Origin of the sequence: Dyella monticola (assembly GCF_003363155.1) — a bacterium.
Lineage (GTDB): Bacteria > Pseudomonadota > Gammaproteobacteria > Xanthomonadales > Rhodanobacteraceae > Dyella_B > Dyella_B monticola.
Genome location: NZ_QRBE01000004.1, coordinates 1 through 23,333, shown reverse-complemented (window position 1 = coordinate 23,333; position 23,333 = coordinate 1). Strand labels below are relative to the sequence as shown.

Genomic DNA, 23,333 nt, shown 5'->3' with positions numbered 1-23,333 from the left:
GGCGACGATGTCATGCAACAACGCAAGCGCGAGCAACCCCACCCCAACCCTCCCCTGCGTGCAGGAGAGGGAGTTGTTGCGTGAGGTGCATTGATGCCCGGCATCCTCAACCGCGAAACCATTGCTGGCTTCGACCGCTGGGAGCCGCCGTCGGTCGGCGCTGAAGCGACCGCGCCAGAGCCTGCGCAACCGCCTGGCCCGACCGTCTACGAACTGGAAGAAATCGAACGGCAGGCGCGTGAAGAGGGTTATGCCGCGGGTCTCGCCGAAGGCCGTGCAGCTGCCAAAAAAGAGCTCGAGGAACGATTGGCGCGACTGGACGCTATCTGCACCGCCGCCGCGCGCCCACTCGGTGCGATGGACGAAACGGTTGAACGTGAACTCGCATTGCTCGCCACCGTCATCGCCCGTCGCGTGATAACGCGCGAATTGCAACTGGATCCTTCGCTGATCGAGCGCGCCGTGCGCGAAGCGGCCGCTGCATTGCCGTCGGCCACGCGCGAACTGCGTGTGTGGGTGAACCCCGCCGACATGGATCTTCTGCACGAACTCGGCGCCGCCGAGCCGCATTGGCGCTTCGGCGCGGACCCTGCGTTGAAGCGTGGCGATTGCGTGTTGGAAAGCGCGCGCTCGCGCCTGGATGCACGTGTCACCACGCGCCTGGCGGCGGTGGTCGACGCGGTGATCGGCGAGGAACTGGCTGACGAAAACGGCGAGACCGCCGAATGATCGATGCCGCCACCCGGCAGCAACGCTGGCGCCGACAGCTTGCCCTGCGCGCGCAACGCGTAGCCACCGCGCAGATGCTGACGGTGGAAGGGCGCTTGCGCCGCGTGGTCGGATTGACGCTGGAAGCCGAAGGCTGCGAAGCGCCGATGGGTGCGCGTTGCATGGTCGATGCGGCCGACGGTACGGCGCTGGATACCGAAGTGGTCGGTTTCGCCGACGAACGTCTGCTGCTCATGCCGGTCACCGAAATGCACGGCGTGCTGCCGAATGCGCGCGTGCGCCCGTGTTCCCATGTCGCCGGCTTGCCGGTGGGTGACGCCTTGCTTGGACGCGTAGTCGGCGCCGACGGCTTGCCGCTGGACGGTGCCGGTCCGCTGCGCGCGGAAAACCATGCCGCGCTCAAGCGCGAGCCGATCAATCCGATGGCGCGCAAACCGATCGACACACCGCTGGATACTGGTGTTTGCGCCATCAACGCCCTGCTGACGGTGGGACGCGGCCAGCGCATCGGCCTGTTCGCGGGCTCCGGCGTCGGTAAATCCACCTTGCTCGGCATGATGACGCGTTACACCGACGCCGATGTCGTGGTAGTAGGGTTGATCGGCGAACGTGGGCGCGAAGTGAAGGAATTCGTCGAACACACGCTGGGCATCGAAGGCCGCGAACGCGCCGTGATCGTGGCTGCGCCGGCCGATGCACCGCCCTTGAAGCGTTTGCGTGGCGCGCAATATGCCACGGCGATCGCCGAATGGTTCCGCGATCGCGGCCAGCGCGTGTTACTGCTGATGGATTCGCTCACGCGTTATGCGCAGGCGCAGCGCGAAATTGCGTTGGCCATTGGCGAGCCGCCGGCCACCAAGGGTTATCCGCCGTCCGTATTCGCGTTGTTGCCCGCGCTGGTGGAGCGTGCGGGTAATGATGCCCAGGGGCGTGGTTCCATCACCGCGTTCTACACGGTGCTCACCGAGGGTGACGACCATCGCCACGATCCCATCGCCGATGCATCGCGCGCGATCCTGGACGGCCATATCGTGTTGTCGCGCGATCTCGCCGAAGCGGGGCATTACCCGGCGATCGACATCGAAGCGTCGATCAGCCGCGTGATGCCGGCCGTCGTCTCCAAAGAACAGATGCGCGCCGCGCAGCGCTTTCGCCAGGTGTACTCGGCGTATCGCCAGCGCCAGGATCTGATCGCGGTCGGCGCATATCAAAAAGGGTCCGATGCGCAGGTCGACCAGGCCATCGCCATGTGGCCGCGCCTGTCCAAGTTCCTGCAGCAGGAAGTGGACGAGCCGGTGGAGCTGCGCACCGCGCAAACCCGGTTGGTCGACGTGCTCAATCAACCTTGATCAGTGACCTGGCGGAGACCCCTTGATGCCATCGCGTTCGGAACGACTCCAGCCTGCCGTGGACCAGGCGCAGCGTCGCCAGAAAGACGCCTTGCAGCGTCTTGCCGAACAGCAGCAGAAACTGGCGCATGCCGAGCAGCAGATTGAAGAGCTCAAACGTTACCGCGCCGATTATGGTGTCAGTGGCGGTGGACTGACGGTAAGCGCGCTGCTCAACCGTCAACAATTTGTCGAACGCGTCGATCAGGCCATCGTGCAGCAAAGTCGGCTGATCGAACGCCTGGAGCGCCAGGTGAATGCCGCGCGCGAACGCTGGCTGCAGGCGCATGCCCGCGAAAACGCGCTGGGCACCGTGGTCGACCGGCTGCGTAACCAGGAAGAACAACGCGAGCAGCGGCTGGAGCAGGCGGAAGTGGACGAGCGCATACAGCATCGCCGGCGCGGCACGCCGTAGGAGGGGTCCGCTGGCGTGGTTCTTGCCTGTCTTTTCAGGTCACTACGCCATCACAGGGAACCCGCGCATGAGCGCCAGCCCGTTACCCGCCGTACCGGCCCCCGCCCCGACCTCATCGGGCGGCTCGCCACAGCCGGCCAATGCCCAAGCTCAGAGCAACGGCACCAGTTTCAACGCGCACCTGCAATCGGCCAAGCGCCAGCAGCAACAGGCCTCTTCCGGTGCCGCGCAGGGCGCTGCAGGTGGACAGGGCGATGCCAGCGACAATGCACAACCCACCGGCACGCCGACCACGAGCGGCACGCCGGGTACCAATCTCGTCTCTGCCAATGCGAACGCGCAGGACCAGGCGAATGAAGGCATCGCCGTCGACGCGAATGCTGGCGCCAGCACCGGTGCCAACACGCTTGCCAGCGCCGTGCTCAGCCTGATCGATCAATCCAGCGGCGATACGCATGTCGATGGCGCATCGCCCACGACGACAAAACCGTCCACGCCGTCGAATACCAAGCAGCCCGTCCCAGCGCATCCGAACGCCGCAGCGGCAAACGCGGCCGCAAGCATGGTCGCGATGCCGTTGCCGGTGGTTGCGAGCGGCGCGACAGCAAGTACAGGTGGCGGTAGCAACGCCAACGTCGCGCAGGTAAAGGGCACGACCGCCAACGGCAAGGGTGCCGAATCCTCATCCCTCGCCGCGCAGAGTGACAGCGGCAGTGCGAACGCCAATGCCAGCACGGGCGCTCCCGACGCGAACGCGGCCAACGCAGGCACCGCCACGGATGCGGGTACTTCATCGCAAGGCGCCAGCAATGCCGCGCAGGCGCTTGCAGGCAGCATCGCCAACCTCGCGCATGCTGGCGCTGGCGCCTCCGCGAGCAGTTCGTCGCAGAGCACGTCGGATATCGCCGCGCTGGGCAATCTCACTGCGACGGCACCCAGCACCCCGGCTACCGGCACGCACAATCTCTCCACGGATGCGCCGGTGGGTTCTTCTGGTTTCGCCAAGGAACTTGGCCAGCAGATCACCTGGCTCAGCGGCCAGGACGTGAAGCAGGCGCAGATTCGTCTGAATCCGCAGGACCTGGGTCCGCTCGATGTCAAAGTAAGCGTGGATCATGGTCGCGTGGATGTCACATTCATGACGCAACATCCCGCCACTACCGCCGCCGTGCAGCAGAGTCTGGCCCAGCTCAACCACATGTTGGGCGGCCAGGGCCTGTCGTTGGGGCATACCTCGGTGGGACAGCATGCGCAGCAGCAGTCGGGCGCGCAGCAAGGTCAACAAGGCCAGTCGCAGTCAGCATCCGACGACATCGCCGACGCAGTCGAGTCACACCTGCCCACCGCCGCGCGTGTCGCGCTGGGTCTGGTGGATGCCTTCGCCTGAGCGCAGCAGACAACGCATTCAACCGTGTCTCCTCGCTCCTCCTGCTTGCCCGGCAGGAGGGGCTTTTTTTTGCGCGTCATTCGCATGACGGGTGTCGGAATCGACACACGCCCGCATGCGCCTCGATTTCGGCACGCGTCAATAAAACGCCGCCCAATCGTCGCCGCGCACGCTTGAAACCGCGCTGTTATGCGGTTCCCGGGCGTGGCACGGCGCTTGCTAAAACTCCTATGAAAAAGCGCGCTTGGCAGCGAGCGCAGCATCGAACCTTTCATGGGAATTGGGATTGTTCATGGCTAACGCCGAAGATTTTGACGACGAAGCGGCACCCGCTGCAGTGAAGAAGCGAAGCGGTGGGCGCACGATCATGATGATCGTTGCCGCCCTGATACTGCTTGGCGGCGGTGGTGGCTACGTGCTGATGCATGGTTCCGGCAAAGGCAGCGCGGCGGCCGCGCAGGCGCCCAAGACGCCCGAGTTGTTCCTGCCGCTGGATCCGGCCTTCGTGGTGAATTTTCAGGACCAGGATTCCACCCGCTACCTGCAGGTCGGCGTGACGGTGATGACCCACGATCCGGTCGCAGTGCAAGCGATGAAAGACAGCGACCCGGTGATCCGCAACGCGCTGGTGATGCTGTTCAGCAGTCAGACCTACGCCACCTTGAGCGATACCGCGGGCAAGAAGAAATTGCAGGACCAGGCGCTGGATGCCGTGCGCAAGATCGTCGCCGACAAAACCGGCAAGCCGGATGTCGAGGCGCTTTACTTCACCAGCTTCGTGATGCAGTAAGGGGACGTTCGATGAGCGATCTGCTTTCCCAGGAAGAAATCGACGCGCTGCTCAATGGCGTCGACGGCGGCCAGATCGAAACCGAAAGCGACCTCCCGCCGCCGCCGGGCTCGGTGCTGGATTTCGACTTCACCCAGCAGGACCGCATCGTGCGCGGACGCCTGCCCACGCTGGAAATGATCAACGACCGCTTCGCGCGTTTCTTTCGCACACAGTTGTTCGGCGTACTGCGCAAGACCTGCGAAGTATCCGTGTTGGGCGTGAAGATGCAGAAGTTCAGCGAATACGTGCACGGCTTGAACGTGCCGAGCAATCTCAACCTGGTCAAGGTCAAGCCGTTGCGCGGTACCGCGCTGGCGGTGATGGAGCCGCGTCTGGTCTTCACCGTGATCGACAACTTCTTCGGCGGCGATGGCCGCTATCACGCGCGCATCGAGGGTCGCGATTTCACGCCCACCGAAAATCGCGTGATCCAGATCCTCCTGGCCGAAGTGTTCGTGGCCATGGTCGAGGCCTGGGCGCCGGCCATGCCGGTGCAGTTCGAATTCATCAATTCCGAGATCAACCCGCAGTTCGCCAACATCGTCAGCCCGACCGAGACGGTGGTGGTATCGCGCTTCCATGTAGAGCTCGATGGTGGCGGCGGCGAAGTGCACCTCACGCTGCCGTACGCGATGGTGGAGCCGATCCGCACCATGCTCGACGCCGGCGTGCAAAGCGATCGCATGGGTGAGCGCGATGAGCGATGGATCCACTGCCTGCATGACGAAGTCATGGATGCGGAAGTGGAGCTGAGCTCGATGCTGCTGGAAACCCGGCTCACCATCGGCGAATTCCTGAGTCTTCGTATCGGTGACGTGATTCCGATCAACCTGCCTGACGCCACCACCGTCTTCGCCGAAGACGTACCGATTTTCCGAGGCCAATACGGCCAAACCAACGGCCGCTATGCGGTGCGTTATCGAAACGCGGCCGGACGTCGCGCGCCGCTTCCCTCCTTAGACTTCGCACCCGAAAAAATCGTATGAGCACTCAAAGCGTGAATGGCGCACCCAAGTCCGGCGAGCAACGCCTCGAATTCGACGCCTTGAACGAAGGCGGCGGCGAAAAGGCCGATGTCAGCCTGGACATGATCCTCGATGTACCGGTGACACTGGCGATGGAAGTCGGCCGCACTCGCATCAGCATCCGCAATCTGCTGCAGCTCAACCAGGGCTCGGTGGTGGAACTGGATCGCGCTGCGGGCGAACCGCTGGACGTGTTCGTCAACGGCACGCTGGTGGCGCATGGCGAAGTCGTCGTGATCAACGAAAAGTTCGGTATCCGTCTCACCGACGTGATCAGTCCGGCCGAACGGGTCCGCAAGCTGAGATGAGCACGATGCATGACATGCTGGCGCGCGCGCCGGTGGCGAGCGTGCCCGATATCAACGTGACCGGCGAATTGATCCGCGTGATGTTGAGCCTGGGCGCGATCGTTGCGCTGATCTTCGCGGCAGCATGGCTGACGCGCCGTTTGCAGTCGCGGCAGTTCGGCGGTGGCCGACGCTTGCGGTGCATCGAAAGCATGCCCGTCAGCACGCGCGAACGCGTGTTGCTGATCGAAGCCGACGGCAAGCGTTTGCTGGTAGGCGTCGGCGCCGGTGGCGTGCGTGCACTGCATGTCTATGAAGGCACGGTACCGGTAGAAACGACACCTGCGCCTGCACCGCTTCCGCCGTTTGCGGAGTTGTTGAGCCGGCTGGGGCGCAAGTCATGATCACACTTTCAACCATGATGTCCCATCCTTCGTCGCCCCGGCGAACGCCGGGCTCCAGCGACTTCGCGGCGTGCAAGGCACTGGGCCCCGGCGTTCGCCGGGGTGACCGGGCATGGCGCTTTCTCTGCACTGTCGCGATGATGTTGATGCTTGCGCTGACGTCGTTCGGGGTTCATGCCGCGACAACCACGACAACTTCCACATCCTCCAGTCCCATCACACCCATCGCCCCCATCGCGCCGCTTTCCCAGTCGGCCGGCATTCCCGTACTGACCGTGCAAAACGCGGGCGGTGGCCAGAACTGGAGCCTCTCGCTGCAAGTCGTCGCGCTGATGACCGTGCTCAGCGTGCTGCCCGCGGTACTGCTGATGATGACCTCGTTCACGCGCATCATCATCGTGCTCAGCTTTCTGCGTCAGGCGCTCGCCACGCAATCGACGCCGCCCAACCAGGTATTGCTGGGGCTGGCCTTGTTCCTGACGCTGTTCGTGATGTCGCCGGTACTCAATCGTGCGTATCAGGACGGCGTGAAGCCGTATATGGATCATCAGATCAGCGCGGATGTCGCCATTCCCGCTGCCGCCGCGCCGTTCAAGCATTTCATGCTGGACCAGACGCGCGATGCGGACTTGCAGCTCTTCACGCGCCTGGCGAAGGAACAACCTTACGCCAGCAAGGATGACGTGCCGTTCCGCGTGGCGATGCCGGCATTTGTTACCAGCGAGCTGAAAACCGCCTTCCAGATGGGTTTTCTGCTGTTCATCCCGTTCCTGGTGATCGACGTGGTGGTGGCGAGCGTGCTGATGTCCATGGGCATGGCGATGGTATCGCCGACGATCATCTCGCTGCCGTTCAAGATCATGTTGTTCGTGATGGTGGATGGCTGGTCGCTATTGGTGGGAACGCTTGCCGGAAGTTTCTACACATGACGAGCGCGAACACCGTGCCGGAGTGCGGCGCATGACACCCGAATGGATCATCCACTTCGGCCAGCACGCGCTCTACATCGGCATGCTCGTCGCCGCCCCGCTGCTGCTCACCGCATTGCTGGTGGGCCTGCTGGTGGGCGTGATCCAGGCGGCCACGCAAATCCATGAAATGACGTTGAGCTTCATCCCCAAATTGCTGGCGATGGCGGCGGTCGGGCTGCTGGTGGGGCCGTGGATGCTGCACACGCTGGTGCAGTTCACCCACGACGTCATTGTCGGGCTGCCGGACGCGATCAAATGACGATCGAGCTGGCCACGCTGATCCACTGGCTGTCCGGCATGTTCTGGGCGCTGGGTCGCGTAAGCGGCTTCTGCCTGGTGGCGCCGATCTTCAACGCTACCGTGATGCCGGCGCGCATCCGTGTCGCGTTGATCCTCGTATTGACGATGGTGTTGTCGCCGCTGGCGCCCACGCAGATGGATCTGTTCAGTGCATCCGGTGTCGCGACGATGGTCATGCAGATGCTGATCGGCGGCGGCATCGGTTTCGTGCTGCAACTGGTGTTCCAGGCGGTTTCGTATGGCGGCATCCTGGTCGGGCAGAGCATGGGTCTAGGTTTTGCCGAAATGATCAGTCCCATGAGCAACACCAGTTCGCCAGTGCTGGGTCAGTTCTATCTGGTGATGGTGAGCCTGTTGTTCTTGGCGATGGACGGCCATTTGCAGGTGATCGCCTTGCTGGCAGACAGCTTCCACAGCGTGCCGCCCGGCATGACCGGCGTGAACGATCACACCTTGTGGACGATCGTGATGGCGGGCCGCGATCTGTTTGCCGGCGCGCTGCGCGTGGCCTTGCCCGCGATGACGGCGTTGTTGCTGGTGAATATCGGCTTTGCTGCCACCAGCCGCGCGTCGCCGTCGATGAATCTGTTCGCCGTTGGCTTTCCGATCAGCATTTGCATGGGTTTTATTGCGCTGTGGCTAGCGATGCGCGGCATGGCGTCGGCATATACGGCGCTGCAGGCGGCGGGCTGGGACGTGATGCGGCATTTGGTGGGGCTTTGATGATGCATATGCGCCTCAACCCACATTGGCCGTCATTCCCGCGCAAGCGGGAATCCATTGTTGCCTTTTGCACTGGAGCGACGTGGATTCCCGCGTGCGCGGGAATGACGGCCATGAAAATTTTCGTTCGTGTTGCGCATGGCGAGGAGGCATAAGCCATGGCCGAAACCGAAAATGAAGACCGCACCGAACGAGCGTCAGAAAAACGCCTTCAGGAAGCCCGCGATAAAGGCGAGGTTCCGCGCTCGCAGGATCTGTCCGGTGCGATGGTGGTGCTGGCCGGCGCAAGCATCCTGCTTTCTTATAGCTCCAGCATCTATGCGCACATGCGCCACATCTACGGGCTTGGCCTGGATTATTCGCGTGATGCGTTGTTCAGCGACGCGCTGATGTCGCGTGCGCTGCATGCAGCGATGGGCGACATACTCGCGGTGCTGTTGCCGGTGTTCGGCGCCACGATGCTGGCCGCGGTTGGCTCGACCGTGCTGATCGGCGGTTTCAATTTCAGTTCGGAAGCGTTGATACCCAACTTCGAACGACTCGATCCCATTGCGGGGTTTGGCCGTCTGTTTTCACTCAATGGCCTGATCGAGCTGGCCAAATCCTTGTTGAAGGTGGGCTTCATCGGCCTGGCGCTGGTGCTGCTGCTGCGTCACGACGAAGCGGACGTGATGGCGACAGGGCACGAGACGATCGCCAGCGGTGTCGCCCACGCGCTTTCGCTGGTGGCGCATGCGGCCTTGCTGTTTGCGGTGATTCTCGGTGTGATCGGCGGTCTCGATGGCATATGGCAGCGCTTCGATTACGAGCGTCGCCATCGCATGTCCAAGCAAGAGCAGAAAGACGAGCACAAGGACACCGAAGGCAACCCGCAGCTCAAAGGCCGCGTGCGCCAGATGCAGTACCAGATCGCGCGCCGGCGCATGATTCAGGAAGTGCCCAAGGCCGACGTGGTGGTCGTCAACCCCACCCACTTTGCGGTGGCATTGCGCTACGACGACGCGCGCATGCGTGCACCGCGCGTGGTGGCGAAGGGACTGGATGTGCTTGCCATGCAGATTCGCCTGGTCGCCGATGCACACCGCATTCCGCTGGTGGAAGCGCCACCGCTGGCACGCGCGCTGTATGCCACTACTGACATCGGCCATGAAATTCCGTCCGCGTTGTACGTCGCGGTGGCGCAGATTCTCGCCTACGTCTATCAGCTCAAGCAGGCCACCGAACGCGGTGGCCCCAATCCCGATGTGCCCCGGCCAGAGGTCGATCCCGACCTGCAGGGCCGGTATCGCCAACCGTAATTCGATTCGATAAGGCCCCACGCATGGCTACCGCAAGCGTTCTGGATACCTTCAAGCAAGCCAGCCGGCGCGGTGCCGGCGCGCCGATCGTGATGCTTGCGATGTTGGCGATGCTGATGTTGCCGCTGCCGCCCTTCGTGCTGGACATTCTCTTCAGCTTCAACATTGCGTTGTCGCTGGTGATTCTGCTGGCGGTGGTGTACGTGATGCGGCCGCTGGAATTTGCCGCGTTTCCGACGGTGGTGCTGCTGGGTACCTTGTTGCGGCTGGCGCTGAACATCGCATCCAGCCGCGTGATCCTGCTGCACGGCCATGATGGCGCAGGCGCGGCGGGCAAGGTGATCGAGGCGTTCGGCGAGTTCGTGATCGGCGGCAACTTCGCCGTCGGCCTGGTGGTATTCGCGATCTTGACCATCATCAACTTCGTGGTGGTCACCAAAGGCGCCACGCGCGTGTCGGAAGTGACAGCGCGCTTTACCCTGGATTCGATGCCCGGCAAGCAGATGGCGATCGACGCCGATCTCAACGCCGGTCTGCTGACGCAGGAACAGGCGCGCGAACGCCGCCAGGAAGTGCGCGAAGAAGCGGATTTCTACGGCTCGATGGACGGTGCGTCGAAATTCGTACGCGGCGACGCGACCGCGGGCATCCTGATCCTCCTGATCAATATCGTCGGCGGATTCTTCGTCGGCGTGCTGCAGCACGGCCTCAGCGCCGGGGAAGCAGCGCGCACGTACACCTTGCTCACCATCGGCGATGGTCTGGTGGCACAGGTGCCGGCGCTGATGATTTCGATTGCCACCGCCGTGATCGTCACGCGCGTGTCCAAGTCGCAGGACATGGGCAAGCAGGTGGTGGGGCAGGTGTTCGCGCAGCCGCGCGCGCTGGCGGTGGCTGGCGTGGTGCTGGCAACGATGGGCCTGGTGCCCGGCATGCCGAATATCGCGTTCCTGCTGCTTGGCGCGGTGTGTGGCGGTGCGGCGTGGTTGATGGTCAAGCGCGAGAAGGAGGCCAAGGAACGCCAGGCCAAAGCCTCCGCCGAAGCGTTGCCCCCCCCGGCGCCCACCGAGCGCCTGGAGCTTGGCTGGGAGGATGTCACCAGTGTCGATCCGGTCGGCCTGGAAGTGGGGTATCGCCTGATTCCGCTGGTGGATACGAACCAGGGCGGCGAGTTGATGGCGCGCATCAAGTCGGTGCGCCGCAAACTGTCGCAGGAGCTGGGCTTTCTGATGGCCGCCGTGCACATTCGCGACAACCTGGACCTCGGCCCCAATGCGTATCGCGTCTCGCTGATGGGCGTGCCGATGGGCGAGGCGGAGGTGTACACCGAGCGGCATCTCGCCATCAATCCCGGTCGCGTGCATGGCACGCTGCAAGGCGTTGCCACGCGCGATCCCGCCTTCGGCCTCGAAGCGGTGTGGATCGAAAACAACCAGCGCGATCACGCGCAGGCGCTGGGGTATACGGTGGTCGATCCGGCCACGGTGATCGCCACGCATCTGTCGCACATCCTGCAGAGCCACGCACACGAGCTGCTTGGCCACCAGGATGTGCAGCAGCTGCTGGACCGCCTGGCGAAGACTGCGCCCAAGCTGGTGGAAGACCTCGTGCCCAAGCGCCTGTCGTTGGGTGTGGTGGTGAAAGTGCTGCAAAACCTGCTGGCCGAGCGGGTGCCGGTGCGCAACATGCGCACCATCGTCGAGTCTTTGGCGGAGCACGCGGGCCAGAGTCAGGATCCTGGCGCCCTCACGGCCTACGTGCGCGTGTCGCTGGGCCGCCAGATCGTCCAGGAAATCGCCGGTTTGGGCACGGAAATCCCGGTGCTGACGCTCGCTCCGGAGTTGGAACAGATCTTGCTCGGATCCCTCTCAAGCAGCGGCGCCGCCGGCGCCGCCGTGGAACCGGGGCTCGCCGATCGCCTGCAGCAAAGCGTCGCCGAAGCGGCGCGGCGGCAGGAGTCGAACGGCGAACCGGCGGTGATGCTGGTGCAACCGCAACTGCGTCCGTGGCTTTCGCGCTTCACACGCCACGTGGCTCAGAACCTGCATGTGCTGGCCTACAACGAGGTACCGGATAACCGCCGTGTGCGATTGGTGCAGGCGATTGGACGTTGACGACAACGTCGGCAACGTCCGCGGGCCACGGATGGCCCGCCGTGAATCAAGCACTCGTGCTTGATTCATCGAAGTAGAAAAAAGGGCAGGAAGCACTTTTTTCTACATCACTACGAAGGCGTTTGATCAGCAGGATAAGTTGGAGTATCGGATGGCGACTAACAGCGTGATTATGAAGCGGTGCCCGCGCGCAACATCCGTTGCCGAGGGCGGGAGCACCCTATGAAAATCAAACGCTTCCTCGCCCCCGACATGCGCCAGGCCATGCGCGATGTACGCGCCGAGCAAGGGGCCGACGCGGTGATCCTTTCCACCCGCCGCCTGGAAGAAGGCATCGAAATCATCGCCGCCGTTGATTACGACGAAGCGCTGATGCGCGAAGCCGCGCGCGTCAACACACCGGCAGCTACGCCGGCACCGTCGCCCGCGCCGACGCGCCCGCCCGTGAAGGACGCGCTGAAAGAAACCGTCAAAGACCGCAGCAAAGACGTCGCCAAGGAACCGCCCGCCAGAGAAATACCCGCGAAGGAAGCGCGCGCCGCGATCCCGCCGCCGCCACCACCGTTGCCGACCAGCGAGATCGCCGCGCTGCAGCCGGTGATCGAGCAGCAGGCACTGGAAGCGGCGCGCATGCGCAACGAGCTCGGCGGTCTGCGTCAATTGCTCGAACAGCAACTTTCCAGCCTGGCGTGGAACGACATGGAGCGCCGCAGCCCGATGCGTGCGCGCGTGCTGCGCGACATGTCGCGCCTGGGTATCGATACCGATGTGGCGCGTCAGCTCATCGACGAACTGCCCGAAGACATCAACGCCGACCAGGCGCGTTATCTGCCACTGGGTTTGCTCAGCCGCAGCCTGAAAGTGAGCGGTCGCGGCCTGGCGGATGTGTGCGGCGTCACCGCGCTGCTGGGTCCCACCGGCGTGGGCAAGACCACCACCATCGCCAAACTTGCCGCCTGCGCGGTGATGCATCACGGCCCGACCAAGGTTGCGCTGGTCAGCACCGATCATTACCGCATCGGTGCCGCCGCGCAGCTCGAACATTACGGCCGCCTGCTCGGCGTTCGCGTCTATCCGGCGTACGACGCGGCCGGGCTGGCGCAGACACTGCATCTGCTGCGCGACCATCACACGGTGCTGGTCGATACGGCCGGTGTTTCCGGCAACGATCCGCGCCTGCAACAGCAAATGGATGTGTTGCGCGAAGCCGGCACCCATGGTGCGGCGAAGCTGCGCGTCGGCCTGGTGCTGGCGGCGAACGCGCAAGCCACGGCGCTGGATGAATCCGTACGCGCCTATCTGCCGGCGCGGCCGAGCGTATGCATCGCCACCAAACTCGATGAAGCGCCAAGCCTGGGCGGCTTGCTGTCGGTACTCATTCGTCACCGTATTCCGCTCGATTGCGTTACCGATGGCCAACGCGTTCCCGAAGACATCAGCGCCGCCGACGCGCGCGTACTGGTATGCCGCGCCGCGCAGCAGCAACGCCGGCTCGGCCCGGCAGGCGAAGACCTGGACATGGCCGAACGCTTCGGCATGGCGGTGGCCGGGCTATGAACGCCAAGTATTCCAACCATTTTTATCGCGCCGCATTTTTTGCGCCCTCCGCTGCTTGCAGGGGAGAGCCGGGGTGGGGTCGGGCACTTGCGTTGAGCGTTTCAGCAAGTGCTCACCCCCTCCCAACCTCCCCCGGCAAGCAGGGGGAGGAGCAAGAGCACACAGGCAGTAACCCATGAGCGAGGCAATGCAAGTGAATCAAGCAGCAGGCTTGCACAATCTGTTCTCCACCGCCCGCACGCAGACGCAGCAGGATGAACTCGATGCGTTCCACCAGGCGGCAAGCCTGCGTCCGGTGGTACCGCGTGCGCGCACTACGCGCACCATCGCGGTGGCCGGCGGCAAGGGCGGTGTAGGCAAGACCACGGTAGCCGTGAATCTGGCGATGGCGATGGCGATGGCGGGGCGCGATGTGATGCTGCTCGATGCCGACATGGGCGTTGCCAATGTGGACGTGCAACTGGGCCTCAATCCCAGCCGCCACATCGGTCACCTGCTGGAAGGCAAGTGCACGCTGCAGGATCTGATCATTCCCGCGCAGCATGGTTTGAAGGTGATCCCGGGCGGTTCGGGCATCCGGCGCCTGGCAAAAATGGTGAATGGCGAGCATGCGGCGGTGATCCGCGCGTTCGACGATCTGATTCAACCGCCGGACGTTCTGGTGGTGGATAGCGCTGCCGGCGTGGCCGACAACGTGGCGATGTTCGCCGCCGCCTCCGACGACGTGGTGATCGTGGTGTGCGATGAGCTGGCCTCGCTCACCGATGCGTACGCCTTGATCAAGATTCTCGCCCACGACTTCGGCGTGCGGCGCTTCCATATCGTCGCCAACATGGTTCGCCAGGCGAGCGACGCAAAAAAACTGTACGAAAAACTGGCGCGCGTCTGCGGTCGCTTCCTGGACGTGGCGCTCGATTACATGGGCATGGTGCCGCACGACGAGTGGCTGCGGCAGGCGATCCGGCGCCAGGGCGCGGTGGTCGACCTGTGGCCATCCAGCCGCGCGGCGATGGGATTCAAGCAATTGGCAGGTGCGGTCGATACATGGGGAAAACCCGCGTACCCGGACCTTGGCCGAATTGCCTTTTTCAGCGGCCAGAGCGCGCCGGCTGCGGGGTGGTGAGATGAACGTGGCTTCGGAATATCTGCAGCTGCAACGTGAGGATGCGGACCAACTGGTGCGCAAGCATGCGCCGCTCGTGCGGCGTATCGCTTACCACTTGATGGGCCGCCTGCCGCCGAGCGTTGACGTAGGAGACCTCATGCAGGCAGGCATGATCGGCTTGTTGGAGGCGGCGCGAAATTTCACGACTGATCGCGCGGCCAGCTTCGAAACGTATGCGGGTATCCGCATCCGTGGCGCGATGCTGGACGAGTTGCGTCGCACCGATTGGACCCCCCGCTCGGTGCATCGCAAAGTGCGCGAAGTCGCCGAAGTGGTGCGACAGATCGAAAACGAAACCGGCGCCGATGCGGACAGCGCCCAGGTGATGAAGCGACTGGGCATGAGCGCCGAGGAGTATCACCAGGTGCTGTCGGACGCGACCAGCGCGCGGTTGCTCAGCCTCACCACGCCGGACGACGGCGAGGGTGGCGACGGCAGTCCGCTGGACGTGGTCGACCACGACAACCTCGGGCCCGCGGACAGCTTCACGCAGGAGACCTTGAGCGCTGCACTGGCCGAGGCGATCAGCACGCTGCCCAAGCGCGAACAACTGGTGATGTCCCTGTACTACGAACAGGAATTGAACCTCAAAGAAATCGGGCTGGTGCTCGGCGTGACCGAATCGCGCGTGTGCCAGATCCACGGTCAGGCCTTGGTCCGTCTGCGCGCACGCATGGGCGACTGGCGCGGCTGATCCAAACGAACGAGCGAGAAGGAGCAGGTAACGCGTTTTATCAATCCACAGCTGTGTACACCGGCGGGTGCATGCCTCTTCCTTCTGAAGAGGGCTTCGTTCAGCGATGAGATCACGGCGGCGCGTCCAGGCCGGCCCAAACCCATCAACGGCGAAACCTTCTTCCGAGGGAAGAAAGACCACCGACGGTTCGCACCTCACTCGTTTCCCGCCTCCCCCTCGTCTCAAGTCTTTGGAGAACGTGTTTGGACAAGAACATGAAAATCCTGGTGGTAGATGACTTCTCCACCATGCGGCGAATCGTCCGCAACCTGCTGGTCGAACTGGGTTTCAGCAATCCGCTGATCCAGGAAGCCGATGACGGCCATAACGCCATGACGATGTTGAAAGCCAACAGTTTCGACATGGTCGTGACCGACTGGAACATGCCTAACATGACCGGCATCGAGCTGCTGCAGGCGATTCGCGCCGAGCCCAAGCTCAAGGGCCTGCCAGTGCTTATGGTCACCGCCGAAAACAATCGCGAGCAGATCATCGCCGCCGCACAGGCCGGCGTGAACGGCTACATCGTCAAGCCTTTCACCGCCATCACGCTCAAAGAAAAGCTCGACAAGATCTTCGAGCGCCTGGCCGCCAGTGGAGCTTCCGCATGAACGCCGTGACCGCACCCATGGACAATGACCTTCCGGCCGAAGTGCTGGATTTGCTCAACAGCAAAGACGGCGCTGCCTTCGAGCAAGCGCTGGATGTCATGGTGCGCCAGCGCGAACAGCATCTGTTCCGCGCGCTGGGCGTGCTTGCACGCGACCTGCACGGCGCCGTGTGCCGCCTCGGCAGCGACCTGGCCAACGAAGGCGTGCCCGACAGCATGGTCGATGCACGCAATCATCTGGCCGAAGTGCTGGAGATGAGCGCACAGGCCGCGCACCGCAGCCTGGATTTCGTCGACCGCATCCGACCGGAAGCCGAGGCGTTGTCCAACAATGCCAACGCCGTGCTTGATTTCAACAACGGCGAAACCGATCCGGCCGCCGTACTCGCACGCCAGGCGCAGGTCTTTGCCAGTGCATGTTGCGAAGGCCTCAACGACATGGTGCTGGTGCAGTCCTGGCAGGATCTGGCCGGCCAGCGCGTGAAGAAGGTCGTAAGCTTCATCGAGAGCGTCGAATCCTCGCTGCTGGAATTGGTGCGCCTCACCGGCGCGCTGGCCGGACGCGAAGCGCCGGTGGAAGTGACGAAGGTACATAGCCAGGACGAAGTGGATCGCTTGTTGAGCGAGTTCGGGTTCTGAGCATGCCGCAGATGTCCGGGACTGGCCGCGAACAACTCCCTCCCCTATGTGCAGTAGGGGAGGGTTGGGGTGGAGTGAAGGCCGCCCTCTCGTGCAGCGTTGATGCTTCAGTGCGAGCTCGGACAACCCCACCCCAGCCCTCCCCTGCACGCAGGGGAGGGCGCACACCCGCCAATCGTGCCGCGGTTCGCGAGGACGCACCTTGATGGACGCGAATCTGGACAGCGAGCTGCGCGACGATTTCCTGGTCGAAGCCGGGGAATTGGTGCAACGGCTGGGCGAACAGCTCATCGAGCTGGAAGCCTCGCCGCACGATCGCGAATTGCTCAATGCCGTGTTCCGCGTCTTTCACACGGTGAAAGGCGGGGCCGGCTTCCTGGGCATCGAGCCGATGGTGCAGTTATGCCATTGCGCCGAAGAGCTGCTCAACGACGCGCGCAACGTCAAGCTGGTGCTGAATTCGGCGCACATGGATGCGCTGCTGGAAGCGCTGGACCTGCTCAATGGGATGATGGCCGCATTGGCCAACGGCGAAGCGATGGCGCCGCCGCCAGCGGCGTTGCTCAAGCGCTTGCAGCCGGTGGTGGAGCATGCCGCTGCCGCCGCGACAGCGGCCAAGGCCACGCGCTCCGCCGACCCCATCGAAGCCGAATTCGAAGCGTTGCTCGACACCTTGTACGGGCAAGGCGGCGCACCGGGTGCGTCCAGGCACACGTCGAACGACATCAACGACGACGAATTTGAAAGCCTGCTCGATACGTTGCACGGCAAAGGCGCCGCACCTGGAACGGCGTATCCGGTGGAAGAAAAGAAGGATATCAGCGACGACGAATTCGAAGCGCTGCTGGATAACCTGCACGGCAAAGGCAGTGCGCCCGGTCAACCGCAGGCATCCTCCCCCGCGCCCGCATTGTCGCCCGCACCCGCGCCTGCTGAAGCGGCGCGTCCCGCTACGGCCACTAAGCCAGCTGCCGCCGAAAGCACGGTGCGCGTGGATACCACGCGCCTGGATACACTGGTCAACCGCGCTGGCGAACTGGTGTTGCTGCGCAATCGCCTGCTGAGCCTTGCCTCGCGCAGCGATAACGAAATGCTGGCGACGATGGCCGGCGATCTCGATCGCGTTTCCGACGATTTGCAGACCGCCGTGCTCGGCATGCGCATGCAGCCGGTGGGGCGATTGTTCCAGCGCTTTCCGCGCATCGTGCGCGACTTGGCACGTCAGCTGGGCAAAGACATTGAGCTGATTACCCAAGGCGAAGATACCGATCTGGATCGCAGCCTGGTCGAAGCGTTGGCCGATCCGCTGATCCACTTGCTGCGTAATGCGGTCGATCACGGCCTGGAAGACCCGGCCGGTCGCGAACGCGCCGGTAAATCGCCTAAAGGCAAAGTCACGCTATCGGCCAGCCAACGCGGCGAGCGCATCGTGATTTCGGTGAGCGACGACGGCCGCGGTATGGATCCGGAGGTGCTTCGTCGCAAAGCCGTGGAGAAAGGTGTCATCGACGCGACGCAGGCTGCGCGCCTGTCCGATGTCGAATGCTACGAACTGATTTTCCGACCCGGCTTCAGCACTGCCGCCACGATCTCCGATATCTCCGGTCGCGGTGTCGGCATGGACGTGGTGAAAACACGCGTCGCCGAACTCGGGGGCACCTTGCAGGTGCAATCGCGCCTGGGTCATGGCAGCACGCTGGAACTCACCGTGCCGCTGACGCTGGCGATTTTGCGGGTACTGATGGTACGCGTGGGCGATCGTCTCTTCGCGCTTCCGCTTGGCAATGTCAGCGAAGTGTTCGAACTGAATCCGCAGCACGATCACATGCTCGATGGCCGCCGCGTGGCGGCGCATCGCGGGCGTGCGCTGGTGCTGGGCGATCTGGCCGATTGGGCGCGCGTACGGGGGGAGGCCGGTCGCCACGTGGTGGTGTTGCATGTCGGCCACATCCACTTGGGTTGTCTTGTGCACGAGGTGATTGGCCGCGAAGACGTCATGGTCAAGCCGTTGGGACCGTTGTTTGAAGGTGTGCCAGGTGTGGCGGGCGCAACGGTGACGGGTGATGGTCGGCTTGCATTGGTGCTGGATCTTGCCGCGCTATCGCAAGAAGGCAGCGGCCTGCTCCCTGCGCTGAAGGTGACGGCGTGATGGCGATGCCCCGCGCGATCCGATCGAACCTGCTTCCTCCCCTGCGTGCAGGGGAGGGTTGGGGTGGGATGACGTGCAACCTCGCCCCGACCCTCCCTTGCACGCAGGGGAGGGAGCTAGCTGGCTTTGACGTCACGAAAGGTATTTCAACATGGACGTCATAAGCATCATCGGCACCATCCTCGCCTTCGTCGTGCTGATCGTCGGCGCCATTCTCAAGGGCACCGATGTGTCGGCGCTGTGGAATCCCGCGGCCTTCGTGATCGTGTTCATCGGTACTATCTCCGCGTTACTGCTGCATACGCAGGGCAAGGTGCTCAAGCGTGCACTTGGCATGCTGAAGATGGTGTACAAGCCGCCGCAATTGCATCCGTCCGATCTGATCAGCCGCGTGATCGGCTGGAGTGAAATTTCGCGCCGCCAAGGCCTGCTCGGACTGGAGTCGCACATCGATGCGGAAAACGATCCGCTGGTAAAAAAAGGCTTGCAACTGTTGGTGGACGGCAGCGAGCCCGAGGCGATTCGCACGGTGTTGGAACTGGAAGTGGAGACGCGCGAGCAGGCCGATCTGCATGCCGCGAAGGTGTATGAACAGGCCGGCGTGTACTCCCCGACCATGGGCATCATCGGCGCCGTGCTCGGCCTGATGGCGGTGATGCGCGACCTTACCGATCCGGCCAAGCTCGGCCACGGCATCGCCGCTGCGTTCGTTGCCACCATTTATGGCATCAGCCTGGCCAATCTCCTCTTGCTGCCGATCGGCGCGCGTCTGAAATCGCTGATCAACAAGCAGACGCAGGTGCGGGAAATCCTGATCGAAGGGCTGATCTCGATCGCCGAAGGCGACAACCCGCGGCAGATAGAAAGCAAGCTGCAGGGCTATCTGGTATGAGACGCCGGCATAAGCACGAGGATCACACCAATCACGAAGCATGGGTGATTCCGTACGCGGACCTGCTCACGCTGCTGCTGGCGCTGTTCGTCGTGCTGTATGCGATGTCCAGCGTCAACACCACCAAGTACCGCGCGCTGGCGCAGGCGATTTCCGCGGCATTCAACGGTTCACGCGCGGTGATCCAGCCGCTGTCGCCCAATGCACCGCAATCGAGCATGCCCGTGCCGACCACCAAGCCGGCGCCGATTCCACGCACGCCGCTTGCACAGATTCTGTTGCCGGTGCTCACGCAACATATCGCCACGCCCGCCAGTACGCCGGGCACACCGACGGATCAGAACAAAACCAAGCTCAGCGACGAGCAGCAGAATCTCGAGCGCATCCGCAGCGAAGTGGAGCACGCGCTGCAACCGCTGATCGACAAAAAACTGGTGGTGGTGCGTCGTACGCCCAACTGGCTGGAAATCGAAATTCGTACGGACATCCTGTTCCCGAGCGGTGTCGCCACGCTCTCGCCCTCGGCGACGCAGATACTGACCAATCTGGGTGACATCCTCGCGCCATTCGCCAATCCGTTGCGCGTGGAAGGCTATACCGATGACAAGCCGATCAATACGGCCGTCTATCCATCCAACTGGGAGCTTTCCGCCGCACGTGCCGCCAGCGTGGCGCGGCTTTTCTCCGAGCACGGTGTCGATCCGGAGCGCATGGGTATCGTGGGCTGGGGTCAATATCGTCCGGCCGCCGATAACGACAGCACCGAAGGCCGCAACAAAAACCGTCGTGTGTTGGTGGTGGTGTTGAGCGACAAGGCGGCGCCGCGCCGCTTCTATACCAATAGCGACCAGATCAACCAGACGGCCGATGCGGACGACGATTCGAACGCTACGCAGAACGCGACGACAGCGTCCGCCACGGCAGCCGCGCAACCGGCCGCACCCGTATCGACGCCACCGTTGGTGGTAACGTCGCCCGCGCTGCCGTCGACGCCGGTGATCACGCCGATCGCGGCACCGGTCGCCGCGCTGGTCACCTCGCCGCAGGCGGCGGTGTCCCATTCCATGAACCTCAATAAATAACAAGGACGCCCACGCATGAGCCTTGTTCCCAACCTCGAAATCATCGCGCGCGAACCGTGGTTGTCGTTCCAGCTGGACGGCCAGCACTATGCGGCGCTACTGAGCCGCGTGAGCGAAGTCATTCGCGATTGCGTGCCGACACCGGTGCCGGGCGCGGCCGATGATCTACTCGGCATTTGCCATCTGCGCGGCAACATCGTGCCAGTGATGGACGGACGCCGCCGCCTGGGGCTGAACGTGACGGCGGTGAGCGATCCGGCCAACGTTCGCATCGTAGTGTTCGCCCATCAATCCCACCGCATCGGCTTGCGCGTGGATGCGGTAGGCGAGCTGCTGCAGCCGAAGGTGGAAACCATCGAGCCGCCCCCCATACGTTCCGGCCGCGCGGATGATCCCGTGCAGGCGGTGATGGGATGGCAGGGCGGATTTGTCGCCTTGCTCGATGTGCCGAAATTGTGTCGTCTCGACCGGGAGCTGAAAGATGTCGCTTGAAGTCGTGACGCTTGCCATCGTTGCGCTGCAAACGGTCGCCGTGGTCCTGCTCGCGCTGCAAGTGCATCACCTCAAGCGCGCGCTGGCCGTCAAACATGCCGCCAGGGGCAGTGTGCCGGAGCTGTTGGTCGTCAACGCGCTCAACCGAATCGATCACCGGCTGGACGTACTCGAAGAACAGCAAACGCGCACCGACCGCGCGCCGGCGCCGCGCCGTTCGGTCGAAATACCCGCCGCGCAAATGACCACGCTACGTTCGCCAAGCAATCAGACATCGGCCAGTCCCTACGAACTCGCGCAGCATCTGGCGCGCGAAGGGAGTGACGTTGATCAGCTGATGGCGCGCTGCGGTTTGTCGCGGCATGAAGCGGAGCTGGTGCTGCGCTTGTACGCCAAGCGGGCGTGAGGGTTCTTTCGCGCGAAAAGTGCGTCATTGCGCGGGACATGGCGAGCGACGTGCTTAACGCGAGGCTTCGTAAATACTGGCCAGCACCGCCGCCGCCGCGGCATACAGAAGCGGCGGCACATCCGCGCTCATGCGCAGCGACACCAGCAACGCGGCGATCTGCGGGTCGTGATGCAGCGGCAAGCCCAGCGCATGCGCATGGCGGAACAGGTTCTCCACGTCATGCAGCGGGAAATTCGGCGACGACGGGCCGCCATCGCCACCGCCGGGCAGGCGCAGCACCACTTTGCGTTGAGGGGCGGGCAGTGACGGAGGCGTACTCATACCGTTGCCTTCAGAAAGACCGCGCTCATCCCGCCGCTGGCTTGCGGCAGTCCAAATTGACAGGTCAGCTGATCCAGAAACAATCCGCTGGCATCGACACGCTCGCGCAAGTCCGCGAACTGCGCTTCCAGGCGATCTACCGTTTCGCGATGCTGCGCCCACAGGCGAACCGACAGACGCAAACCGCGCAAATGCAATTCGCCGACAATCGGCCCGAGTGTCGGCAGATCCAGCGAAAAGCCCATCGTCCAGCCGTGCTCGGGTTCCTGCTCGTGCTTGAGTAAAAATTGCAGCACGTCGGCACCCTCGGCATCCTGCACGGGAATTTCCACCGTCCAGTGATTCGGATTGGCCTGCAACTGTGCCACTTCCAGGCGCGCCAGCGCCGCCTGCACGTCGGTATACAGGCGCGGCAGCAGCTCGGTGGCGTCGTTGGTCGTGGCCAGTTCCGGCGGCAACGGCACGCGCGCCTGCGGCTGCACGCCGCGATAGAGCAACGGCGGCTCCACTTCGTCATCAACGCTTTCGCCCAATGTGGCCTGGCCTTGGAGGATGGAGACCAGGCGCAGCAACGCGCCTTTCATGTCATCGTGCGCGGTGGTGGCATCGCTGGCAGGCGCCTGCGCGAGCTGTGCTTCGAGAAACAATCCACTGCGGTTGACCGCCTGACGCAAGCCTTCGGCGCTACCCAATTCGTTCGGCGAGCTCATGCTGTGTTCGAGCAGGGCGAGTGCCGAACGCAGATAAGGCGGCAATTGCTTGGCGACCGCCCATTGCGACAACGCAGCCACCGTCGCAAGCAATGGCGCGTAGCCGTTCTGCTGCGGCAGGCGCTCACGCAGCGCTTGATTGACCGTGCTGTCGAGCTGCGAATCGGTACCCAGGATTTCCAACTGCGGCTGCGCACCAAGGCTAAGTACGCGCACCTGGAATTGCGGGGGCAGCTTGGTGCCCGGCGCCTCAGCCCCGACGGTAAGCGCGCCGACCTGCAACACCAGCAGCCCTTCGGCGTTGACACCCAATGGACGCGCGGAAAGCACGCTGCCAATGCGCCAGCCTTCGGAGCTGGCACCTGCAGCAGCACCGAGCCAGGTCAGTGCGGCAACGCTGGTTGGCTGGATGATCACGCTTGGCTCCTTGGCCCAGCGATGCGCTGGTGTGGCGCTTGGTTTCGCGAACCTTTGAAGGTGGGTATCGGCTTCTGGTTGGGGAACTTTAGGGGGTGGGGGGTGGATGTTTTCGCGTTGCATCCTCTCGATGGGGTATCTGTTCGCGTTGTTGTGGGATTGCCTGCGGGGCTTTCCGTCGTTGAGCGACTGGGCTTTTTTGCTGGCCCAAAGAGTGGTTGGGGATTGCCTGCGGCGCTTTCGGTCGCGGAGCGACCGGGCTTTTTTGCTGATTCGAAGAG

At 63.5% G+C, this 23,333-nt stretch carries 25 protein-coding genes; 23 read left to right on the top strand and 2 right to left on the bottom strand.

Annotated elements, in window-relative coordinates; all coding sequences use genetic code 11:
• Positions 1-93 precede the first annotated feature (93 nt).
• From DWU98_RS08535 to DWU98_RS08425, 23 genes are all read left to right on the top strand, one after another.
• Positions 94-729: a FliH/SctL family protein gene (locus tag DWU98_RS08535; RefSeq protein ID WP_115495140.1), complete on the top strand. Its 636-nt coding sequence runs from the start codon at positions 94-96 to the stop codon at positions 727-729.
• Entirely contained in the window at positions 726-2,078 is a 1,353-nt protein-coding gene (gene fliI, locus DWU98_RS08530; protein WP_115495139.1) for a flagellar protein export ATPase FliI, read from the top strand. The genes DWU98_RS08535 and fliI overlap by 4 nt, the downstream gene beginning before the upstream one ends.
• A 25-nt stretch (positions 2,079-2,103) precedes the next feature.
• A complete protein-coding gene (gene fliJ, locus DWU98_RS08525) occupies positions 2,104-2,532 on the top strand; it encodes a flagellar export protein FliJ (protein ID WP_115495138.1) in 429 nt (142 codons plus the stop codon).
• Positions 2,533-2,599: 67 nt separating this feature from the next.
• Positions 2,600-3,919: a flagellar hook-length control protein FliK gene (locus DWU98_RS08520; RefSeq protein ID WP_115495137.1), complete on the top strand. Its 1,320-nt coding sequence runs from the start codon at positions 2,600-2,602 to the stop codon at positions 3,917-3,919.
• Between the two features lie 292 nt (positions 3,920-4,211).
• Positions 4,212-4,709, top strand: coding sequence for a flagellar basal body-associated FliL family protein (locus DWU98_RS08515; RefSeq protein ID WP_115495136.1), 498 nt, complete (start codon positions 4,212-4,214; stop codon positions 4,707-4,709).
• A gap of 11 nt (positions 4,710-4,720) precedes the next feature.
• Complete coding sequence (gene fliM, locus DWU98_RS08510; RefSeq protein WP_115495135.1) at positions 4,721-5,737, top strand: flagellar motor switch protein FliM; 1,017 nt, start codon at positions 4,721-4,723, stop codon at positions 5,735-5,737.
• Complete coding sequence (gene fliN, locus DWU98_RS08505) at positions 5,734-6,084, top strand: flagellar motor switch protein FliN (RefSeq protein ID WP_115495134.1); 351 nt, start codon at positions 5,734-5,736, stop codon at positions 6,082-6,084. The genes fliM and fliN overlap by 4 nt, the downstream gene beginning before the upstream one ends.
• Positions 6,081-6,467 carry a flagellar biosynthetic protein FliO gene (fliO, locus tag DWU98_RS08500; RefSeq protein WP_230474759.1) on the top strand — a complete coding sequence of 129 codons (387 nt, stop codon included), beginning with the start codon at positions 6,081-6,083 and terminating at the stop codon, positions 6,465-6,467. The genes fliN and fliO overlap by 4 nt, the downstream gene beginning before the upstream one ends.
• Before the next feature lie 140 nt (positions 6,468-6,607).
• Positions 6,608-7,396, top strand: a complete 789-nt coding sequence (gene fliP, locus DWU98_RS08495) for a flagellar type III secretion system pore protein FliP (protein WP_425480223.1) — start codon at positions 6,608-6,610, stop codon at positions 7,394-7,396.
• 31 nt (positions 7,397-7,427) lie between these two features.
• Positions 7,428-7,697: a flagellar biosynthesis protein FliQ gene (fliQ, locus tag DWU98_RS08490; protein WP_115495133.1), complete on the top strand. Its 270-nt coding sequence runs from the start codon at positions 7,428-7,430 to the stop codon at positions 7,695-7,697.
• Entirely contained in the window at positions 7,694-8,461 is a 768-nt protein-coding gene (gene fliR, locus DWU98_RS08485) for a flagellar biosynthetic protein FliR (protein ID WP_115495132.1), read from the top strand. Before fliQ ends, fliR begins: the two co-directional genes overlap by 4 nt.
• A gap of 158 nt (positions 8,462-8,619) precedes the next feature.
• Positions 8,620-9,759 (top strand): flagellar biosynthesis protein FlhB, encoded by a 1,140-nt coding sequence (gene flhB / locus DWU98_RS08480; RefSeq protein WP_115495131.1) that lies wholly within the window; start codon positions 8,620-8,622, stop codon positions 9,757-9,759.
• Positions 9,760-9,782: 23 nt separating this feature from the next.
• Positions 9,783-11,873, top strand: coding sequence for a flagellar biosynthesis protein FlhA (gene flhA / locus DWU98_RS08475; protein WP_115495130.1), 2,091 nt, complete (start codon positions 9,783-9,785; stop codon positions 11,871-11,873).
• 222 nt (positions 11,874-12,095) lie between these two features.
• The gene (flhF, locus tag DWU98_RS08470) at positions 12,096-13,430 is read left to right on the top strand and encodes a flagellar biosynthesis GTPase FlhF (RefSeq protein WP_115495129.1); all 1,335 of its coding nucleotides are present in this window, start codon (positions 12,096-12,098) and stop codon (positions 13,428-13,430) included.
• A gap of 175 nt (positions 13,431-13,605) precedes the next feature.
• A complete protein-coding gene (locus DWU98_RS08465; RefSeq protein ID WP_115495128.1) occupies positions 13,606-14,553 on the top strand; it encodes a MinD/ParA family ATP-binding protein in 948 nt (315 codons plus the stop codon).
• Between the two features lies 1 nt (position 14,554).
• Positions 14,555-15,289 (top strand): RNA polymerase sigma factor FliA, encoded by a 735-nt coding sequence (locus tag DWU98_RS08460; protein ID WP_115495127.1) that lies wholly within the window; start codon positions 14,555-14,557, stop codon positions 15,287-15,289.
• A 245-nt stretch (positions 15,290-15,534) separates the two neighbouring features.
• Positions 15,535-15,942, top strand: a complete 408-nt coding sequence (gene cheY / locus DWU98_RS08455; protein ID WP_115495126.1) for a chemotaxis response regulator CheY — start codon at positions 15,535-15,537, stop codon at positions 15,940-15,942.
• A complete protein-coding gene (locus tag DWU98_RS08450) occupies positions 15,939-16,580 on the top strand; it encodes a protein phosphatase CheZ (RefSeq protein ID WP_115495125.1) in 642 nt (213 codons plus the stop codon). Before cheY ends, DWU98_RS08450 begins: the two co-directional genes overlap by 4 nt.
• Positions 16,581-16,785: 205 nt before the next feature.
• On the top strand, positions 16,786-18,729 hold the full coding sequence (locus tag DWU98_RS08445; RefSeq protein ID WP_115495124.1) for a chemotaxis protein CheA: 1,944 nt from the start codon (positions 16,786-16,788) through the stop codon (positions 18,727-18,729).
• Between the two features lie 151 nt (positions 18,730-18,880).
• The gene (locus DWU98_RS08440) at positions 18,881-19,621 is read left to right on the top strand and encodes a flagellar motor protein (RefSeq protein ID WP_115495123.1); all 741 of its coding nucleotides are present in this window, start codon (positions 18,881-18,883) and stop codon (positions 19,619-19,621) included.
• Entirely contained in the window at positions 19,618-20,703 is a 1,086-nt protein-coding gene (gene motD, locus DWU98_RS08435; RefSeq protein WP_115495122.1) for a flagellar motor protein MotD, read from the top strand. The genes DWU98_RS08440 and motD overlap by 4 nt, the downstream gene beginning before the upstream one ends.
• Positions 20,704-20,718: 15 nt before the next feature.
• The gene (locus DWU98_RS08430) at positions 20,719-21,195 is read left to right on the top strand and encodes a chemotaxis protein CheW (protein WP_115495121.1); all 477 of its coding nucleotides are present in this window, start codon (positions 20,719-20,721) and stop codon (positions 21,193-21,195) included.
• Entirely contained in the window at positions 21,185-21,601 is a 417-nt protein-coding gene (locus tag DWU98_RS08425) for a DUF2802 domain-containing protein (RefSeq protein ID WP_115495120.1), read from the top strand. Before DWU98_RS08430 ends, DWU98_RS08425 begins: the two co-directional genes overlap by 11 nt.
• Positions 21,602-21,655: 54 nt before the next feature.
• Here DWU98_RS08425 and DWU98_RS08420 read toward each other — a convergent pair whose 3' ends face one another.
• Together DWU98_RS08420 and fliK are read right to left on the bottom strand one after the other, a co-directional pair.
• Entirely contained in the window at positions 21,656-21,925 is a 270-nt protein-coding gene (locus tag DWU98_RS08420) for a flagellar biosynthesis protein (protein ID WP_115495119.1), read from the bottom strand.
• Positions 21,922-23,052, bottom strand: a complete 1,131-nt coding sequence (gene fliK, locus DWU98_RS08415) for a flagellar hook-length control protein FliK (RefSeq protein ID WP_115495118.1) — start codon at positions 23,050-23,052, stop codon at positions 21,922-21,924. The genes DWU98_RS08420 and fliK overlap by 4 nt, the downstream gene beginning before the upstream one ends.
• Positions 23,053-23,333 lie beyond the last annotated feature (281 nt).

Coding starts and splice junctions, on each gene's coding strand:
- DWU98_RS08450 (WP_115495125.1), top strand. CDS start 15,939: ATGAACGCCGTGACCGCACCCATGGACAATGACCTTCCGGCCGAAGTG.
- fliR (WP_115495132.1), top strand. CDS start 7,694: ATGACGATCGAGCTGGCCACGCTGATCCACTGGCTGTCCGGCATGTTC.
- fliP (WP_425480223.1), top strand. CDS start 6,608: ATGTTGATGCTTGCGCTGACGTCGTTCGGGGTTCATGCCGCGACAACC.
- fliI (WP_115495139.1), top strand. CDS start 726: ATGATCGATGCCGCCACCCGGCAGCAACGCTGGCGCCGACAGCTTGCC.
- fliN (WP_115495134.1), top strand. CDS start 5,734: ATGAGCACTCAAAGCGTGAATGGCGCACCCAAGTCCGGCGAGCAACGC.
- DWU98_RS08460 (WP_115495127.1), top strand. CDS start 14,555: ATGAACGTGGCTTCGGAATATCTGCAGCTGCAACGTGAGGATGCGGAC.
- DWU98_RS08425 (WP_115495120.1), top strand. CDS start 21,185: ATGTCGCTTGAAGTCGTGACGCTTGCCATCGTTGCGCTGCAAACGGTC.
- motD (WP_115495122.1), top strand. CDS start 19,618: ATGAGACGCCGGCATAAGCACGAGGATCACACCAATCACGAAGCATGG.
- DWU98_RS08445 (WP_115495124.1), top strand. CDS start 16,786: ATGGACGCGAATCTGGACAGCGAGCTGCGCGACGATTTCCTGGTCGAA.
- DWU98_RS08430 (WP_115495121.1), top strand. CDS start 20,719: ATGAGCCTTGTTCCCAACCTCGAAATCATCGCGCGCGAACCGTGGTTG.
- fliO (WP_230474759.1), top strand. CDS start 6,081: ATGAGCACGATGCATGACATGCTGGCGCGCGCGCCGGTGGCGAGCGTG.
- DWU98_RS08535 (WP_115495140.1), top strand. CDS start 94: ATGCCCGGCATCCTCAACCGCGAAACCATTGCTGGCTTCGACCGCTGG.
- flhF (WP_115495129.1), top strand. CDS start 12,096: ATGAAAATCAAACGCTTCCTCGCCCCCGACATGCGCCAGGCCATGCGC.
- fliQ (WP_115495133.1), top strand. CDS start 7,428: ATGACACCCGAATGGATCATCCACTTCGGCCAGCACGCGCTCTACATC.
- DWU98_RS08515 (WP_115495136.1), top strand. CDS start 4,212: ATGGCTAACGCCGAAGATTTTGACGACGAAGCGGCACCCGCTGCAGTG.
- flhA (WP_115495130.1), top strand. CDS start 9,783: ATGGCTACCGCAAGCGTTCTGGATACCTTCAAGCAAGCCAGCCGGCGC.
- DWU98_RS08465 (WP_115495128.1), top strand. CDS start 13,606: ATGAGCGAGGCAATGCAAGTGAATCAAGCAGCAGGCTTGCACAATCTG.
- flhB (WP_115495131.1), top strand. CDS start 8,620: ATGGCCGAAACCGAAAATGAAGACCGCACCGAACGAGCGTCAGAAAAA.
- DWU98_RS08420 (WP_115495119.1), bottom strand. CDS start 21,925: ATGAGTACGCCTCCGTCACTGCCCGCCCCTCAACGCAAAGTGGTGCTG.
- fliM (WP_115495135.1), top strand. CDS start 4,721: ATGAGCGATCTGCTTTCCCAGGAAGAAATCGACGCGCTGCTCAATGGC.
- fliJ (WP_115495138.1), top strand. CDS start 2,104: ATGCCATCGCGTTCGGAACGACTCCAGCCTGCCGTGGACCAGGCGCAG.
- DWU98_RS08520 (WP_115495137.1), top strand. CDS start 2,600: ATGAGCGCCAGCCCGTTACCCGCCGTACCGGCCCCCGCCCCGACCTCA.
- DWU98_RS08440 (WP_115495123.1), top strand. CDS start 18,881: ATGGACGTCATAAGCATCATCGGCACCATCCTCGCCTTCGTCGTGCTG.